10 protein-coding genes are annotated in these 17,165 nt (G+C 50.4%); 7 read left to right on the top strand and 3 right to left on the bottom strand.

The window, feature by feature from the left end; all coding sequences use genetic code 11:
* Window positions 1-362 precede the first annotated feature (362 nt).
* A complete protein-coding gene (locus VIS48_16985) occupies window positions 363-2,738 on the top strand; it encodes an alpha-L-rhamnosidase C-terminal domain-containing protein (GenBank protein HEY9167850.1) in 2,376 nt (791 codons plus the stop codon).
* A 655-nt stretch (window positions 2,739-3,393) separates the two neighbouring features.
* On the opposite strand, the gene VIS48_16980 is transcribed toward VIS48_16985, so the two are convergent.
* A complete protein-coding gene (locus tag VIS48_16980; GenBank protein ID HEY9167849.1) occupies window positions 3,394-6,069 on the bottom strand; it encodes a glycoside hydrolase family 2 TIM barrel-domain containing protein in 2,676 nt (891 codons plus the stop codon).
* 312 nt (window positions 6,070-6,381) lie between these two features.
* Here VIS48_16980 and VIS48_16975 point away from each other — a divergent pair, with 312 nt between their 5' ends.
* Entirely contained in the window at window positions 6,382-7,263 is an 882-nt protein-coding gene (locus VIS48_16975; GenBank protein ID HEY9167848.1) for a serine hydrolase, read from the top strand.
* Window positions 7,264-7,681: 418 nt separating this feature from the next.
* On the opposite strand, the gene VIS48_16970 is transcribed toward VIS48_16975, so the two are convergent.
* Both VIS48_16970 and VIS48_16965 read right to left on the bottom strand, forming a co-directional pair.
* Window positions 7,682-9,808 (bottom strand): Ig-like domain-containing protein, encoded by a 2,127-nt coding sequence (locus tag VIS48_16970; protein HEY9167847.1) that lies wholly within the window; start codon window positions 9,806-9,808, stop codon window positions 7,682-7,684.
* Window positions 9,809-10,034: 226 nt separating this feature from the next.
* Window positions 10,035-10,481 (bottom strand): cytidine/deoxycytidylate deaminase family protein, encoded by a 447-nt coding sequence (locus VIS48_16965; protein HEY9167846.1) that lies wholly within the window; start codon window positions 10,479-10,481, stop codon window positions 10,035-10,037.
* 204 nt (window positions 10,482-10,685) lie between these two features.
* Here VIS48_16965 and VIS48_16960 point away from each other — a divergent pair, with 204 nt between their 5' ends.
* The 5 genes from VIS48_16960 (at window position 10,686) to VIS48_16940 (ending at window position 16,466) form a co-directional block, all read left to right on the top strand.
* A complete protein-coding gene (locus tag VIS48_16960; protein HEY9167845.1) occupies window positions 10,686-11,237 on the top strand; it encodes a lipocalin family protein in 552 nt (183 codons plus the stop codon).
* 415 nt (window positions 11,238-11,652) lie between these two features.
* Window positions 11,653-12,588 carry an ABC transporter ATP-binding protein gene (locus tag VIS48_16955; protein ID HEY9167844.1) on the top strand — a complete coding sequence of 312 codons (936 nt, stop codon included), beginning with the start codon at window positions 11,653-11,655 and terminating at the stop codon, window positions 12,586-12,588.
* Between the two features lie 120 nt (window positions 12,589-12,708).
* Window positions 12,709-13,497, top strand: coding sequence for an ABC transporter permease (locus tag VIS48_16950; protein ID HEY9167843.1), 789 nt, complete (start codon window positions 12,709-12,711; stop codon window positions 13,495-13,497).
* Between the two features lie 283 nt (window positions 13,498-13,780).
* Window positions 13,781-15,118 (top strand): serine hydrolase domain-containing protein, encoded by a 1,338-nt coding sequence (locus VIS48_16945; GenBank protein ID HEY9167842.1) that lies wholly within the window; start codon window positions 13,781-13,783, stop codon window positions 15,116-15,118.
* A gap of 415 nt (window positions 15,119-15,533) precedes the next feature.
* The gene (locus VIS48_16940) at window positions 15,534-16,466 is read left to right on the top strand and encodes a ChbG/HpnK family deacetylase (protein HEY9167841.1); all 933 of its coding nucleotides are present in this window, start codon (window positions 15,534-15,536) and stop codon (window positions 16,464-16,466) included.
* The last annotated feature ends 699 nt before the right edge of the window (window positions 16,467-17,165 follow it).

The following is a 17,165-nucleotide window of genomic DNA, read 5'->3' as shown; positions in this document are numbered from 1 at the left end:
GGGGGAGAATTAAAGAGGGAGTTATACCTGGCGCTCGGCACCCACAAGGCTCACAGGCAGGAGTACAACTCCTTTTGGATTTAGGTTCGACAGTACAATTGTCGAACAACGAACGTCTTTTGACTGAGTTTCTTTCTTCTCCCCCTTTTAGGGAGAGAATTAAAGAGGGAGTTATACCTGGCGCTCGGCACCCACAAGGCTCACAGGCAGGAGTGCAACTCCTTTTGGATTTAAGTTCGACAGTACAACTGTCGAACAGCGAAAGAACAGCGAAAACCGTCGAACGGCAAATTGGATTTCAACTTGATATTATACCCGAAAGTTTCTACACTCTCTTCGAGAAAATATCAGGACGGCCCATCATGAAAAAGATCTATCCTATTATTCTCATTCTGAACTTCATATCCACATTCGCATTCGGTCAATCCGAACTTCTTCCCTTCAATCCGAAATTGAAGACCGGATACTGGCCGGCGCATTGGATCACATGCCCAAATGTCCCGGCAGAGAGCTATGGAGTTTTCCATTTCAGAAAAAACTTCGAACTGAAAGATGCCCCGAAGAAACTACTTATCCACGTTACCGCCGATAATCGATACCATCTTTTTGTCAATGGTGAATCTGTCGGGCGCGGACCCGCGAGAGGAGATCTCTACAACTGGAACGTAGAGACTTATGACATTGCCACTTTTCTTCATTCCGGCAAAAATGTCATCGCCGCTCTCGTCTGGAACATGGGTGAGTTCGCTCCCATGGCGCAACTCTCGGCGAGAACCGGTTTCCTGCTCCAGGCGGATAATCAGGAAGACTACTTTCTGAATTCTAATGCAACCTGGAAAGTATTACACGACAGTGCCTACTCTCCATGCGCGACGGACATATCGAGCGAACTGGAAACCTATCTCGTTACCGGACCCGGAGATGAGGTGGTTGGAAAGAATTACCCGTGGGACTGGGAGACGCTTAGTTATGATGATACCTCATGGCAGCAGGTTGTCGATGTCCCCGCGGCCGCAGTAACATCCGGATATGGCAGCGATAATGTGTGGACGCTTGTGCCGAGCATGATCCCGCAGATGGAGTATCGTGAACTTCGACTTAAGGAAATTCGATACAGCACGCCGATCGCCGTCAACGACACGTTCACTGACGGTCGGCACCCGCTTTCGATACAGCCGCATCAAAATGTTTCTCTGATACTGGATCAGTCGTATGAGACGGTCGCTTACCCCGTGCTGAGCGTTAGCGGCGGAGAAGGGAGCAAATTAGTCGTTACATATGCTGAGGCAGCAGTTGACAGTCAAGGGCGAAAAGGAAATAGAGATGACATTGACGGCAAGTTCATCCGCGGGCTCTACGATGTCTTTTATCCTGATGGTAAGAGCGACAGGTTCGAACCGCTTTGGGTTCGAACTTATAGGTACATCAAGCTCGATATTCAAACCGCTGACAATCCAGTTACTATAAATGACTTCTATGGCGTTTACACCGGATATCCGTTCGAACGAGTTGCAGAATTCGAGAGCAACGATTCATCGCTTCAGAAGATCTGGGAAGTCGCGTGGCATACCGCTCGTCTTTGTGCCGGCGAGACTTACTTCGACTGTCCTTATTACGAAGAGTTGCAATACGAGGGCGATACGCGTATCCAGGCTCTGATCTCATTATATAATACTCGTGACGACCGGCTCATGAGGAAAGCCATTCACGATTTTTATGATTCCCGCACGCCCGATGGGCTCACACAGGGAAGATTCCCGAGTCATCGCCTCCAGGAGATTCCTCCATACTCGCTATTCTGGATTTCAATGCTTCACGATTATCTCATGCTCAGGGACGATACTGCCTTTGTGAAACAATACCTTTCCGGAATTGTCCCGATCATCGATTGGTACGAGAAGCACATCGATATGAAATACGAAATGCTCGGACCGATGAACTGGTGGAATTTTGTTGACTGGAATCTCTCTTTCATCGGCGGGATACCGGACGGCGCGGAGGACGGCCACTCTTCTGTGATCACCGAGCAATTCATTTATACACTTCATCAGGCCGCTGACCTCCTCAAGTACTTCGGTGAAGACGCGTCTCGATACGAAAGACTCGCCGGAGTTTTGACCAAAGGTGTCTATGAACATTGTTTTGATGTCCATCGGATGGAAATGGCGAATACACCGGAGAAAGTCCATTTCAGCCAGCACGCTTCAATATTCGGCGTGCTTGCCGGAGTGATCCCGGAGAATCAGCAGCAGGACGTCATGAGACGGGTGCTGACAGACACGACACTCAGCCAGGTGACTTATTATTTCCGTTTCTATCTCACGAAAGCGATGGTCAAAGCGGGACTCGGAGATGAATATTATGATCATCTCACTCCGTGGCGTGACATGTTGAAGATAGGTCTCACAACGTTTTCCGAAACCCCGGAGCCGACACGATCGGATTGTCACGCGTGGTCGGCGAGCCCGGCTTACGATTTTCTCTCGACGATTTGTGGGATTCAACCTGCCGAGCCCCGTTTCGGGAAAGTAGCCATCGTTCCGCATCTCGGTTCTCTGCAAAATGTCAGCGCTTCAATGCCGCATCCTAAGGGTGAAATAAAAGTCCATCTGGAAAGGACAGGTAAATCGGGATTAACTGGTTCTATCGAGCTCCCCGAAGGGGTTGATGGATACATTTTGTGGAACCATAAGCGGACGGAATTACATGGCGGTGTGGAGCGAGTAGTGCTGCAGTAAGAGGCAGCAAACAACGCACTAGACTCTTTTACCTGATACTCTAGCTGGTCTGTAATGGGTCACGGGCCGGAGTGTAACTCCCATCGGAGGTAAGTTCGACAGTGCAACTGTCGAACAGCGGACGTCTTCTGGTTTAGTTTCCTTATTCTCCCCCTCTTAGGGGGAGAATTAAAGAGGGAGTTCAACCTAGCACTCGGCACTCACAAGACTCACAGCCCGGAGTACAACTCCTTTTCGATTTAAGTTCGACAGTACAACTGTCGAACAACGAAAACCCTCCATCAACGAAACCTCGTTTCTGTCAACCGGATCTTATTCATCTCCCCCTCTTAGGGGGAGAATTAAAGAGGGAGTTAAACTAGGCGCTCTACATTCACAAGACTCACAGCCCAGAGTACAACTCCTTTTCGATTTAAGTTCGACAGTACAACTGTCGAACAACGAACACCCTCCATCAACGAAACCTCGTTTCTGTTAACATAGTCTTATTCATCTCCCCCTCTTAGGGGGAGAATCAAAGAGGGAGTTCAACCTAGCACTCGGCACTCACAAGACTCACAGCCCGGAGTACAACTCCTTTTCGATTTAAGAAGTAATCAACTCTCAGCAACTCTTCCCGCGCCACTCTCTCTGTCGGAGCATCTTGCCTCGAATATCATTTTACCGGCAGGAATTTCTCGTCGACGTTCCACCCTTTGATAGCCACCATCACCTGACCGCTCCGCTCAGACGGCGCATAATCGATCGTTACCTCCTTTTCCTCGCCGGGCAATACTGACACATAATTATCGCTGTAAAAGACCGGAAGTATTCTGCTTTTTGTGGCGGAATTTACAAGAGAAATGCGGTTGAAAAAGGCGACAGGTCCGCCCGAAGGATTCACAAGCATGACTTCTATCCTACCGGGATTTACCCGGGTCACCTCTACTTTCATCGCGGCTTTCGGCATTGCACCCAGTCCGGAATAATTTCCTGACGAATCCGGGAACCAGTAGAAGTTATCTGTGAGAACCTTATGAGAGGTATCAATGAGACGAACCGATAGGAACCCTCCGTGTGCCATGAACAAGGGATCGATGTCTCTATTTATCCACGAAAATTTCTGAACGGATGTCGGGCTGAGCTCCACAAAGAGTTGAGAGATCAGGGAATCCTTTCCCGATATGTCGAACGTCCTCGCCTGAAGCATCAGATCGTGATACTGACTGAAAGTGTGATTGGCAACCATTAGTATTCCGGCCGATGGATCGTACATGGCGTGAAGCGGCTCGCAGGCGTGGTGCAAACCGTAAAGTCCCGCGTTTGGATCGAGGTAGCAATCGTACATCTGGCCGCGCAAAGCCGTCCACGGGTTCTGAGTTTTCCAAATAATGAGACCTGTGTACCAATCCCACATATGCGAGATGTGTCCTTCCATCAGCGCCCTGTACTCGTCGTAGTTCACGAGCTGCGCTTTGTCCGCAAAATCCTGCACGCTTATCGGATTTCCATACGCGCCAATGAACTTCCCGTAGCCGGCGTACTTGTGGTATCTCCAAACCGAATCGAGTGTGAGATAATCAGGTCCGGGTATCGTCATATCCTCATTCGGGATGAATCGCTGGAGAGATTCAATATCTCCCATTCCAACCGACCCGATCTCGGAATTGAACGGGAAAAATTTAGTCTCCCAGAAGAAATCTGTGGGCTCGATCCGATATGGTCCGTCACCTGTTTCGCCGATTGAGTTGTACGACATGCTGTCGACGTTTGAGTAAGAAAAGAAATACCGTGTGCTGTCAATGACGGGGAGGAGCGAGTCCTGCATAACTGTGAGTATGTCTTCCGGCGGACTGATTTCGTTCCCGCCGCAGTAAAACGCGAGCGAGGGATGATTGCGAATCATTTTTACCTGGTCCGCAATTGATTCGAGAAAAAGATTATGATCATCGGGGTATCTGCGTCTGGCCCACTGATCGTCCTTTTTTGTCGCGTCTATCCATTTACCATTGCAGTCGCCCGACATCCAGAAATCCTGGAACACGAGGATGCCGTACCTGTCGCAAGCATCGTAGAACTCCGGTCTTTCGGTGATCCCGCCTCCCCAAATGCGAATCAAGTTCAGGTTCATGTCGCGGTGAAAACGGATTTCCGCATCGTACCGCGCGGCGGAGAGTCGCAGCATCGCGTCAGATGTTATCCAATCTCCTCCTTTTATGAATATTTTCTGTCCGTTGACAAGAACCTCCCTGCTTCTTGTGTGATCGTTCCATGTGGTCTGAATCTCTCGAACTCCCGTTGTCACAATCTTCTTGTCCGACAATTCGCCGTTTCTCACGAATTGAAATTCCAAAGCGTAGAGTTGCTGCTCGCCATAACCGTTCGGCCACCACAATTTTGGATTCACCAGTGTGTAATCGGGAAGACGGATTTCGATCGTTGTGTCAGGCGGGACTTCCACATCTTTTTTTACCAGTGCTCCCTGGAGGACATATTGCAGTGAGCCCTCGACTTTTTCTTTTGTCGGATTCTGAATCTCGGCACTTGCCTCAATGATTGCGGGTGCCTGAGGCCTATCCGGAAATCTAATTCCCGGGACATGAGTCACGACATGAATATTTTTGAGGCGGATCGGTCCGGTCTTTTCAATCGTCACCTTATCCCAGATGCCTGTGTTCCTGTCGTGCACCGGTTGGATCCAATCCCATCCCGTGACATACTGGTTCGACAGGCTTTTCGCGATTGTGCCGTCGCCGCCTTGACCGCCGTTCGGATTGCCGACCGGATCCGGAGGATAAACGAGAACCGCAAGCCGGTTAATCGAATCTTTCTCGAGGAACCGGGTGATGTTAAAAGTCCGCGTAAGAAACATTCCGAACTCCGTCTCTCTGTTCAATTTGTGCCCGTTCAAATAGGCATCAAAGCCGTAGTTGACTCCGCGAAATTTTAGCCAGACCTCCTCATCACCGGTCGGGTAGACCTCGTGAAAGTCCTTCACGAACCAGTAGGTGTAGTGTGCCGCTCCTGTATCATATATATCGGGAATTTTCTTGTTGTTCATTCCATAAAATGGATCCGGGACTAGACTGTCGTTCAACAATGTGGTCAGGACGGTTCCGGGGACGGTAGCCCGCATCCAACCGGACATGGTCGACGATGGACTCGACAGCGTTTCCCCGGTCGAATGTACATCACGGACATTTTCGCAGACCCAGCCGGAATCCAGCTCGTACCGGACTCCGCGCAGGGCAGCCGCATAATTGCGTGACGTGAGAGCAGAAGGGGTGCAGCCACTATTCAACACGATTCCGGATACGATGAGTGTCCCTATCAGGAGTTTGTCAGACCTCATTCGAATTTTCCTCCATTCAACAAGTATAATTGATTCGGTTGCAGATCATCACCATTACTCGACCGCAACAATCTAATTTGGCAAAATTCCTCCTCAGTTGTCTACAAGATGACAGAGATAGTTTTCTTGCAGGAGGGCGAGCGTCGGAGCGTCAACATGTTTCGGCTTAGTGACTCCGCGACGGCTAAAATGAGCTGGTCCCCATTTGGTTAGAACCTGAGCGGCAAATTTTGGGATACAGCCGGAAGGTAATAACAACATGGAAATTAGAGGCAAATGGACGAACTTATTTCATTAACCGGAGGAAGGATGATGAAATCGAATTTCATTTTCTTGACAACATTGAGTTTACTGATCGGGAGTGCGGGCGCGCAGACTCTCCGGCATTCGATCGATTCGCTCGCAACCGGCTTCAAGGGAGAAGTTGGTTTATTTGCGATAAATCTCAAGAATGGCGACACAGTTTCGTACAACGCCGACACAAAATTTCCCACGGCAAGTGTAATCAAGATTTACGTCCTCGCGAAACTGTACCAGGATATCGCCGACGGAAAGTCTTCGATGAAAGATGAAGTCACGCTGCGTGACTCGGACAAAGTGGCCGGAAGCGGCATACTCCTCTTCATGCACGACGGGTTGAAGGTGACCCTCGGTGATCTTGCATCGCTCATGATTGACATGAGCGACAACGCCGCCGCCAATTTCCTCACGGACAAAGCTGGAGGTGTCGAGGAAGTGTCCCGGTATATCCAGTCGCTCGGCCTTTCAAATACGAGAGAACTTGCGAAGATCTTCGATAAGCACGTGTACAGCGATTCAGCCGAGCGAAAGGTGTACGGCATCGGGGTGACTACACCGCGTGAGACCGCTGACTTCCTGAAGATGCTGTACGAAGGCAAGATTGTGAACAAGAAGAGCTCGAAAGAGATGGTCGACTTAATGAAGTACCAGTTTTATAACACAAGCATCCCGCGGTTCCTTCCGACTTACAAGGACACGATAGGGATCGCGCACAAAACGGGGGCGTTGGACAATACGAGGAACGATTGTGCGATCATCTTCACGCCGCGCGCAGATTATGTGCTGTCCGTCTTCACAACAAACAACGAAGACCAGCGCTGGATTACCGATAACTCAGCTGAGGTTTTTATTGCCCGCGCATCTGAGCTCATCTATGACAGTTTTGGAAGATAGGATGTTCTCACCCGGGCGGTGACTCAACCTAAAATCGATTGAACGTACGGCTTCAGTTCGCTCCGTGGCGAAATGAATTCTATCCTCGTATTTTCCGTAACACGTATCCGCAGTTGGATGTTCCGGTTCAGCGCTAACCATCGAAGTTCCCACATCATGAGACAAATTTGTCTCTGTGCCTCCGTGTCTCTGTGTTTAAATTCAACCACGAGAGGCACGCCTGCGTGCCGAAACTGTCCCAGCAAACACTCCGGCGTGCAGGCACGAGAGACATAGAGGAAAGAAACTATTCTCTGTGCCTCTGTGTCTCTGTGTTTTAACTCAACCACGGGAGGCACGCCTGCGTGCCGAAACTGTCCCAGCAAGCACTCCGGCGTGCAGGCACGAGAGACACGGAGGAGAGATGTTATCCTCTCTCTCAGTATTGTCCTGTCGTGAAAGTGGAAGAATAGCTCTTCGACAAGGGAGTTCCATCAGACGACTTCAACGCCGTCGAAACTGTCACAGTGTACTGCGTGTTGGCTGCAAGTGATGTTGCCGGAAAAAAGGTAAAGGAGCTGATGGTTCCACCGTTATAATAGGTGAACCTACCGCTGACACTCGGACTTAGACTGAACGCCGTTCGAATTGTGGATGTGTCGATGGGCGCGTTGCAGTCGACCTCAACATTTGTGCTCCTCCCTGATCCGTAACTTCCGTTTGAAGGATAAATGCTTGTCACGGTGAACGGTATTGTCGCGAATGAGAAACTGTACGGCGCGGGAAGATTGCTCCCTCCCTGCGATTTCATCGCGGTCGAGATTGTCACCTTGTACGTGGTACCGAGTACAAATTGAGACGACGGTGTAAAATTGAAAGCGGCCGTCGGGTAATAGTAGTTGAAACTAATTGCACCTGTGACGGGCGGACTTATGCTGAATGCCATCTCCGCACTCGAGGTGTCGATGTTCCCGTTGAAATCTACGGAGATGCCCTGGTACTGCGGCCAGTTTGTCGCGCCGTCCTGGGGATTGGTGTATGATACTTGGAAAGGCGTCGTGGAGAAAGAAAAGGTGTAGGCAGACGGAAGACTCGTACCATCTTGCGCCTTCATGACTGTGGAGACCGTAACGGTGTACGTCGTCCCCATCGCTAAAGCGCTCGTTGGGGTAAATGTGAACCCGTTGTTATTTCCGTTAACGCTGAAAGAACCTGCAAGACTCGGGCTGATGCTGAATGCGTGCAGTATGCTGTTGGTATCTATCGGACCACTGAAGGCGACTTGGACAGACTGGGCGGAAAGAATTCCTGTAGAGCCGTCTGACGGATAGGAGGACGTCACCTCGAACGGCATTGTCGTAAAAGTGGAACTGAAAGGGGCAATCATGTGCGTGCCGTTTGTCGACTTGAGTGCGGTGGAAAGCGACACGGTATATTTCGTGTTGAAACCAAATGCTACGGACGGGATGAAACTGAAACTCGAAGGTGACTGACCGAAGTACTGTAACGATCCGGCGACATTGGGGCTGATTGAAAATGCTGGCCGGAGTGTCGTCGTGTCTATTGCACCGGTCATGTTGACACCGACCGTGTACGTCGTGCCGATCCCGGTACTACCGTCGGAAGGATAAAATGAGAACACCTGGAAGGGTGTTGCCATAAAGCTTTCAGAGTACGCGGTTCCAAGCTGATGCCCGTAGTTGTCGCTCACCGCCGCAGGGACATTGACCGTGTAAAGAGTGTTGTACTCGAGCGTATCAGGAGAGGAAAAATACGCGCGTGTTGAATCGGATGAATAGACGAACCATTTGCCCTGCAGTGCGGGCGTGATGCTGATCTGCGCGAGTGTGCTTGCCTCAATCGGACTGTTGAAAATCAGCTCGATGCCGTTGGCGTCAGTTATACTGACATTCTTGTCGCCATTCGAAGGATAACCGGTGATGACGCGGAATTTTGGTTCCGGCGTAAATGAAAATGTATACGGACTCTGAAGATGATTCCCGTTTATGTCCTGGAGGGAAGTATCGAGTGTGACCGTGTAGGTTCGTCCAACTACGTACGGTAGCTGATAATGGTATCCGTTGCCGATTGCATAATTCACTGAGTCGACGACATCGAGCTCGACAACATCATCGAAGCTCGCAGGTTTGTCGGGGACCTGCAGAGCAGTTGGGACGAGCTTCTTTTCACTTTTAGAATTACGGTTAGAGTACGGAGGGTAAATTACGTTTTGCGCCGAGTGAGGGACGACTGCAACGGCTCTATCGAAGCCCTTACAAGTGATCGCGCCGGTCTTTATGGCGTAAGTATTCATGAGCTTGTTGAATTGCACGACGAACGAAGGTCTCGCGGTCCCGTCGCCGGGATTGAAGACGTTGAACGGTCCCGTACCGCCATTTGCCGGCAGCGTGAAGATGACGGCAGGTTTCACCGACGGATCGGAAAGGCTCCCGGTGTCTCCGGCAGGATTGTTATTCTTAGTGCAGCCCGACACCAGAATCGTAACAGCGATCAGCGGCAACCACCGCGAGATCGGATTAAGTTTGGAAATGAAAATAATGCCCATCATTTGTCTCCCCTGTTAACACATTTTATGCTCGAGGCAACATGATCAAACTGGACATAATGTAAATCTCTCGTGAAATAATTTCAATCTAAAAGAAATCGCGGAGGTGGTTTGCTTTTGGAAATCCTATTTCAATTTTCGGACTTTGAGTCTCTACGGCGATCTTCAGGCATAGATACATTTGTTCTGAAGTTAGTTGAGCGTGACGATGTCCACCGAAATGCGCTCAGGCCGGTACGCCCGTCTTATCACCCATATAAATAAGTTTCACCCCTGCTTCCTGCGCGTACCTTGTGATCCTGTCGTCTCTATAAAATTCTTTGTAATAAACTGTCGTGATCCCGCTATTTGCTATGAGCTTGAAGCAGTTCAGGCAGGGCGAAGCTGTGACATAGATTTCCGTATTGTTTATGTTCACTCCGTTCTTCGCAGCTTGTGCGACTGCATTTGCCTCCGCGTGCATCGTGCGGACGCAATGACCGTTCTCCATGTCATGTCCAACGTCGTCGCAATGCGGCGCGCCGCGGAGACTCCCGTTGTAGCCGGTAGACAAAATGACCTTGTCCCGCACTATCACCGCGCCGACGTTCTTTCTGTCGCACGTGCTTCGCGTGGCAACTTGTTCGGCTATCGACATAAAATAATCGTGCCATTCGACTCTTCTTTTTGCCATTGTCAATTCCTTTGGTGGTAAATGAATAATATCTGAAGTCGGGCCAAAACACAAACCGCATCGAAAATATCTAATCTGCAATATGCGATCCATCGGTGGTGATCAGTTACGCTTCGCATTGAAACCCCTTGCTTGAATTTGTCTCATTGAGTAATGTATGCTCGTGCAATCACTTATGAATCATTCGAAAGGGCGATCATGGAGATGGAGAAGGTTGTTTCAAGCGCTCTCGCTGGAGTCGTGCTGATGCTTACGGGCGGAAGTGTCAACAGCCAGGCGCAATCAGGAGAAGTGACGACGGTTAATCATGTCGATCTGAAAAGATACATCGGTACATGGTATGAGATAGCCAGGTTACCTAATTCCTTTCAGAAGCAATGCGCACGTAACACGACGGCGACATACACGCTTCGTGATGACGGGAGGATCGATGTATTGAACAAATGCACTAAAAGTGATGGGGACGTAAGCCAGGCAAATGGAGTGGCGAGGATTGTAGACACAACGACCAATGCAAAACTCGAGGTCAGCTTCGTCAGATTTCTTGGAATTCAATTCTTCTGGGGAGATTACTGGATCATCGGCCTTGATAGTGAGTATCGATATGCTATCGTCGGGACGCCCTCTCGAAAGTACGGCTGGATACTGAGTCGTACCCCCGCGCTTTCGGATGAAGACCAGAGGACCGCATTCGAAATTCTCAGATCTCAGGGATACAATCCGAGCGAATTCATAAAGACCGAACAGACAAGGTGACCGCTGCAGTCACTCGCTCTTTTCGGTGTACGGCCTATTCGGATGCGCGGGAAATTACAAGCTTAGTGTCTCCCTTTCCTTTCTCAGTATAACTCCCTCTTTAATTCTCCCCCTAAAAGGGGGAGAAGAAAGAAACTCAATTAGAAGACGTTCGCTGTTCGACAGTTGTACTGTCGAACTTAAATCGAGAAGGAGTTGTACTCCTACCTGTTAGCCTTGTGAGTGCCGAGCGCCGGGTACAACTCTCTCTTTAATTCTCCCCCTAGATGAGGGAGAAGAATAAGTGCAGCTCCGCGTAACATTCTTTTCCGTGCGTATGAAATGGTGCATCGTTTGCTTGTCGGGAGCGTGTTCCATAGATTTGGGAGAGTTACGCCGGGCAATCAATGTTTGATGATTCACGCGTCCCTGGAAAATGTCTGAATCCATAACCACATCGAACCTCTCCAAGAACTTCGGCAAACTCCGCGCGGTCAGGGAAGTCTCCCTCCATGTGAATGAAGGCGAGATCTACGGCTTCCTTGGACTCAACGGAGCGGGAAAGACGACAACGATTCGCATGCTCCTCGGCATGATCAGGCCCACTTCGGGAGAGGCCCGACTGTTTCAAATGAGTGCCTCACCCAAGAACCGCGACTTATGGAACAGGGTCGGCTATCTCGTCGAGATTCCCTACTCGTATCCGGACCTGACGGTCAGGGAGAACCTGGAAATAATCCGCAGGCTCCGCTCGATCACCGATCCGCAATGTGTCAGTTCGATAATCGAAAGACTCGGTCTCGAGGAGTATGCGGACATACCGGCAAGACATCTTTCGCTCGGAAACGGACAGCGACTTGGGCTCGCGAAGGCACTCATTCACGAGCCGGAAATGCTGATACTGGATGAGCCGGCAAACGGACTCGACCCTGAGGGAATCGTTGAGATCCGCCGGATGCTCAAGGAGCTCGCAGCGGAAAACGGAGTCACGATATTCATATCGAGTCATATTCTCGGAGAGATTTCAAAATTCGCCAATCGCATCGGGATCATACACCGCGGAAGATTACTTCGGGAGGTAGACACGGATAAGCTTGAGGGTCAACTGCGCCGCCGGCTTCTTGTCTCGACAAGAGACAATCCGAAGGCGAATTCGCTCATGAAGAAACGGGGATTAGCGGCATCGGTGCTTGGAGATGGAATGCTGTCTCTGGAGGACCAGAAGGCAATAGCAAACCCTGAGAACGTGGCGTCTCTTCTGGTCAATGGAGGTTGTCCGCCCGTGATGTTGAGAGTAGAAGAAGAGGACCTCGAGTCGTACTTCCTGCGCGTGATCGGCTCAACCAGCAACAGAGGAGAAAGCTCAAGATGATAGGACACGGGTTCGACGGGACGGAAATGGGTGTCCGGTGATGACTGTAGTATTTGATCCATGTAATTCCGTGAGTTCCGTGTTCTCCGTGTGCAGTCTCTTCAGAATGGATTTCAAAAGATGAGTTCTGTATTAGCGGCATTGTGGTCAGAAGCGCTGAAGGCACGGCGGTCGAAGGTATTCGTGGTCACGGTAATCCTGTTCGCGTTCGTCGGCTTGATGATGGGGCTCCTGACTTTTGTCGTGAAGCATCCTGAGATCGCGGGGAGATCGACAACGATCAGCGCGAAAGCTTCCGCACTCGGAAATGCCGATTGGCCGAGCTTTCTCAGCCTTCTCATCCAGACGATACTGGCGCTCGGTTCGCTTGGATATGGAATAGTGACAAGCTGGATATTCGGGCGGGAATATTCTGATCGGACATTGAAAGATCTCCTCGCTCTTCCCGTTCCGCGTTCCGGAATTGTCGCCGCGAAATTCATAGTAGTGGTGATCTGGAGCGTAATTCTCTCACTCGTCCTTTTTGTCGCAGCGTTGATTACAGGTTTGGCTGTCGGGTTGTCCGGCTGGTCGGGCGCACTTGTACAGCATGCCTTCATTACATTTTCCGTCAGCGCACTCCTCACCATTTTGCTTTGCACGCCGGTGGCATTCATAGCGAGTGCAAGCAGAGGATACCTTCTCCCGGTCGGGGTGGTCATACTCCTTCTCGTCATGACGCAGCTTGTGGGGATGGCGATGCCTGGTGCGATGGCATACTTTCCGTGGGCAATACCGGCAATATGCAGCGGTGTAGCGGGGAGCGCGCTTCCACCAGCCGGACTTGTCAGCTGGATTGTGCTCGGCCTGACAAGCGTGTTCGGCTATTGGGGAACTGTAGCGTGGTGGAACCTGGCGGACCAGTCGTGAATCGGATCTGACAGAGGATCCAGGATGGACGATTCATGATTGGGCGTTGATTATAATCTCTCAGTTTTTCTTTCTCTCTTCTCGGCGTGTTTCCGTGTAAAATGCTTTCGACTTGGCCAAGACCTTTACGCAGAGAGACATTGAAGGCTCACGGAGTTCCACGGAGAAGCGATTTCTTTCCATGCCGCTCCGGCACGCTTATCGTCACTAGGATATCGATCTTCCTGAAACTCCATGTGCTGCGTGCCGTAGGACTCCATATCCGCAGAAAGGGAAACCTCTAATGAAAAAGCTTTCGGTCGCAGTAACACTTCTCGTGTTTCTTGTAGCATCTGCCGTGCAGGCGCAAATTGACGGCAAAGTAAACCTCGGCTTCACAGACAAGGTAAACGGTTGGCTGGCTGAAAACAGTGTGCCGGCGGCGGGGATCGGCGTGATTGAAAACGGCAAAATCAAATACGTAAAAGTCTTCGGCGAACTTAGAAAAGGGGTGCCGGCACCGGATAACGCCATATTTAATGTTGCCTCCGTTACGAAAACCGTGGTAACCATGCTGACTCTGAGATTGGTCGAGTCGGGGCAGTGGGATCTGGATCAGCCCCTCTCGGATTATTGGGTCGACCCGGACATCGCTAACGATTCCATGCTCGCAAAGTTGACGACCCGCCTGGTACTTACACATGAGACGGGATTTCCTAATTGGCGAAGGGAGCGTCCCGATGGAAAGCTCGCGTTTGAATTCCAACCCGGGACGAAATACCAGTATTCGGGCGAAGGATATGAGTACCTGAGACACGCATTGGAACATAAATTCAATCGGCCCCTGGAAAAGTTAACTGACTCGTTGCTCTTCAAATTGCTCGGCATGAAAGACACCCACCAGTCGTGGGACAGCACGATGGACGAATCGAGATTTGCGATGTGGCATGACCATGATGGGAATATGTATGACATGCCGTATAAAACGGGCGTGAGTGCTGCAAGCGATCTGCTTACCACGGTAGAAGACTACTGCAAGTTCGGACTTTTCGTAATGAGTGGCGCGGGACTCTCTCCGAAACTTTTTGACAACATGGTAACTCCGCATTCAAACATTCAGAAGCATAGTGCGGTCGGTTTAGGATGGTTCATTATAAACGGGCTGCCGAAAGGAGAATATGCGATCTACCACATGGGTGGAAATCCTGGCGTGAAGACAATTGCCGTCTTCCTGCCGAAGTCAAAACGGGGAGTCGTCGTCTTCACAAACGGGGAAAACGGAATGCACGTATACGATGACGTAATCAGTGCTGTGTTCGATATCGGGGACAGCATCTGCAAGTACATGTATGAAAGACCTAATATGCCGACAGCCGTAAATGTGCCCGACGGGCTGATAAATGAATACGTCGGACATTACAAGAATCCGGACGTTGAGATTAGTTCGAAGCAGTCAAATGAAATCACGCTCGTCGTGGGAGGCTTGCCGAAATCGGCACTGTATCCTGAATCGGCGAATAAATTCTTTATGAGAGAACTGGACATACAGGTAGAATTTGTCAGGGATAATGCGGAGACCGTCACCGGTATGATCTTATATTATAATGGTGCGAAGGCATTTGAAGCGACAAAATCAAAGTAAGAAACGTCCGGTCGACTTTTGTATGAGCGGACCATAAATCACCTCTTCTGAATAGCAATCCACTGCAAAGAGGCATGTAGAAGTTGTAAGTCCCTTTCTCGGGCTGTGCCTCGGCGTAGCAGTTAGGAATCAATTCATTGGTTGAAATTAACCACTGAGACGCAGAGACACGCCTGCGTGCCGGAACAAACGCTGATCACACTTCCTCCTGCACTTCGTTTCGGCGGACGGGCCGGGGTGCAGGCACGGAGAATAGTTTCTCCCCTCTGTGCCTCTTGTGTCTCTGTGGTTCAATTCGCCCTTGCGCGTTTGATTGTCCGCGGCATGTGCCATAGATTTGAGTAATCAATACCGGCTGTAAACAATGGCAATGTCTCGGGAAGGCCGGAGCAAAAATTATTCAGGAGAGTATAATATGAAGTTGTCAAAGCTATGGATTCTGTCGTTCCTGGCGCTCTCGTCTCTTGTAATGGCGCTGCCTGCCTCGGGCCAACCGGCAGATAATACCCGGTACGCGGCCGTATCATCGAATGCGGACACAGCAAAGGAAGCCCTATCCACAACCGAGCTGCTTGTCCGATGCGACGACATCGGAATGTGTCACTCCGTCAATGTCGCTGTGGAGGAGCTTGCCAAATCCGGGCTCAGGTTCTCGGCTTCTGTTTTATTCGTTTGCCCCTGGTACAGGGAAGCAGTCGGCATCCTGAAGAATTACCCGAACGTGGCGGTGGGCGTCCACCTTGCGCTTAACTCGGAATGGATGAACTACAAATGGGGACCGGTGTCCGGCAGGTCGGCGGTACCCAGCCTGGTCGACAGCGACGGTTATTTCTTTGGGACCACGGCGGCATTGAGGGCGAACGGACCGAAGACAGACGAGGTGGAAAGGGAGTTGAGGGCACAGGTCGAGCGGGCGGTCCACAGCGGGCTCGACATAAAATACCTCGACATGCACATGAGCGCCATCGATGGCAACCCCGAATACATGGCAATCGTCAACAAGCTCGCCAAAGAGTACCACCTTGTCGTGTCGAGGTCGTTGGGCGAGCAGGATGTGGAACCGATGTATTCAGAACCGGTCGACAAGAAGGAAAATGTACTGCTCGAGCGGCTGTCGCATCTTAGCACCGATTCCGTTTACCTCCTCGTCTGCCACATCGCGGTGAGCAGCATCGAGTCTGAAGCGCTTATCGATTCCAACCCCGGTGCGCCGCTGGACGTAGGCAAGAACCGCCAGGCAGAACTGAGCGCATTGTTGTCGCCGGGATTTATGAATACGATCGAGGCGAATAAGATAAAGCTGGTGAACTATGCCGATCTTGCCTCGCGGTCAGGCGAAGGAAAGTGACAAGGAACTCAAATGTCAAATTTCAAAAGTCAAAGCCGCAACTCAAATCGCAAAACTATCAGTTGTCTGCTCCACTCTTCACTTTTGAGCTGTAGTTTTGACATTTGACTTTTGAGTTTTGACCTGCATCTGCTTGCTGCAGTGTCTCAGTTCAAAATCCTGCCGATGAACACGTCCCTGGCATGTGAACCAATAAACCACTCTCCTGTCATTCCCGAATGCTCTTGTCGGGAATCCAGGACGAAGCCTGATCTGGATTCCCCATAGGGGAATGACAATGGGGACCAAACTGCAAGTACTGGCTCAATTTGGACAATCTATACTATCCCTTGCGAAAATGGAGTCCCGTCAGGGAGGAAGTGTGCCTCAAGATTAGTTGTATGGTAATGCGATTTCTTGTTGAACGGTGGTCTAGGAGTAGCTATTCAAGAAATCGCTCATTCTCTGTACGGGACGATCCGCCAGGGGCGGACCATTTTCGCAGGGCACCCTTTTCTTTCGGTTCACTTTCTTTTGGGTGAGCAAAAGAAAGCGAACATCAGAGAGTCTACAAGACTTGCAGGAATCAAGAGTACTTTCCTTTTGCTTGATCAAAAGGAAAGTACCAAAGGAAAAATCAAGGCTTACGGAAAAAATGGCTGGAAATTTCCACTTAAGAAGAAACGAATAAACTAGGCGCCTTACGGCGCCGTCGAACAG

The organism is Candidatus Kryptoniota bacterium, assembly GCA_036567965.1.
Classification (GTDB): Bacteria; Bacteroidota; Ignavibacteria; order Kryptoniales; family JAKASW01; genus JAKASW01.
Note: the sequence above shows the minus strand (reverse complement) of the source record. Positions and strands in the feature narration are given on the sequence as shown.

Excerpts from the sequence above, each read along its gene's own strand:
- VIS48_16945 (HEY9167842.1), top strand. The coding sequence starts at position 13,781 with ATGAAAAAGCTTTCGGTCGCAGTAACACTTCTCGTGTTTCTTGTAGCA.
- VIS48_16970 (HEY9167847.1), bottom strand. The coding sequence starts at position 9,808 with ATGGGCATTATTTTCATTTCCAAACTTAATCCGATCTCGCGGTGGTTG.
- VIS48_16955 (HEY9167844.1), top strand. The coding sequence starts at position 11,653 with ATGTCTGAATCCATAACCACATCGAACCTCTCCAAGAACTTCGGCAAA.
- VIS48_16985 (HEY9167850.1), top strand. The coding sequence starts at position 363 with ATGAAAAAGATCTATCCTATTATTCTCATTCTGAACTTCATATCCACA.
- VIS48_16940 (HEY9167841.1), top strand. The coding sequence starts at position 15,534 with ATGAAGTTGTCAAAGCTATGGATTCTGTCGTTCCTGGCGCTCTCGTCT.
- VIS48_16960 (HEY9167845.1), top strand. The coding sequence starts at position 10,686 with ATGGAGAAGGTTGTTTCAAGCGCTCTCGCTGGAGTCGTGCTGATGCTT.
- VIS48_16950 (HEY9167843.1), top strand. The coding sequence starts at position 12,709 with ATGAGTTCTGTATTAGCGGCATTGTGGTCAGAAGCGCTGAAGGCACGG.
- VIS48_16980 (HEY9167849.1), bottom strand. The coding sequence starts at position 6,069 with ATGAGGTCTGACAAACTCCTGATAGGGACACTCATCGTATCCGGAATC.
- VIS48_16975 (HEY9167848.1), top strand. The coding sequence starts at position 6,382 with ATGAAATCGAATTTCATTTTCTTGACAACATTGAGTTTACTGATCGGG.
- VIS48_16965 (HEY9167846.1), bottom strand. The coding sequence starts at position 10,481 with ATGGCAAAAAGAAGAGTCGAATGGCACGATTATTTTATGTCGATAGCC.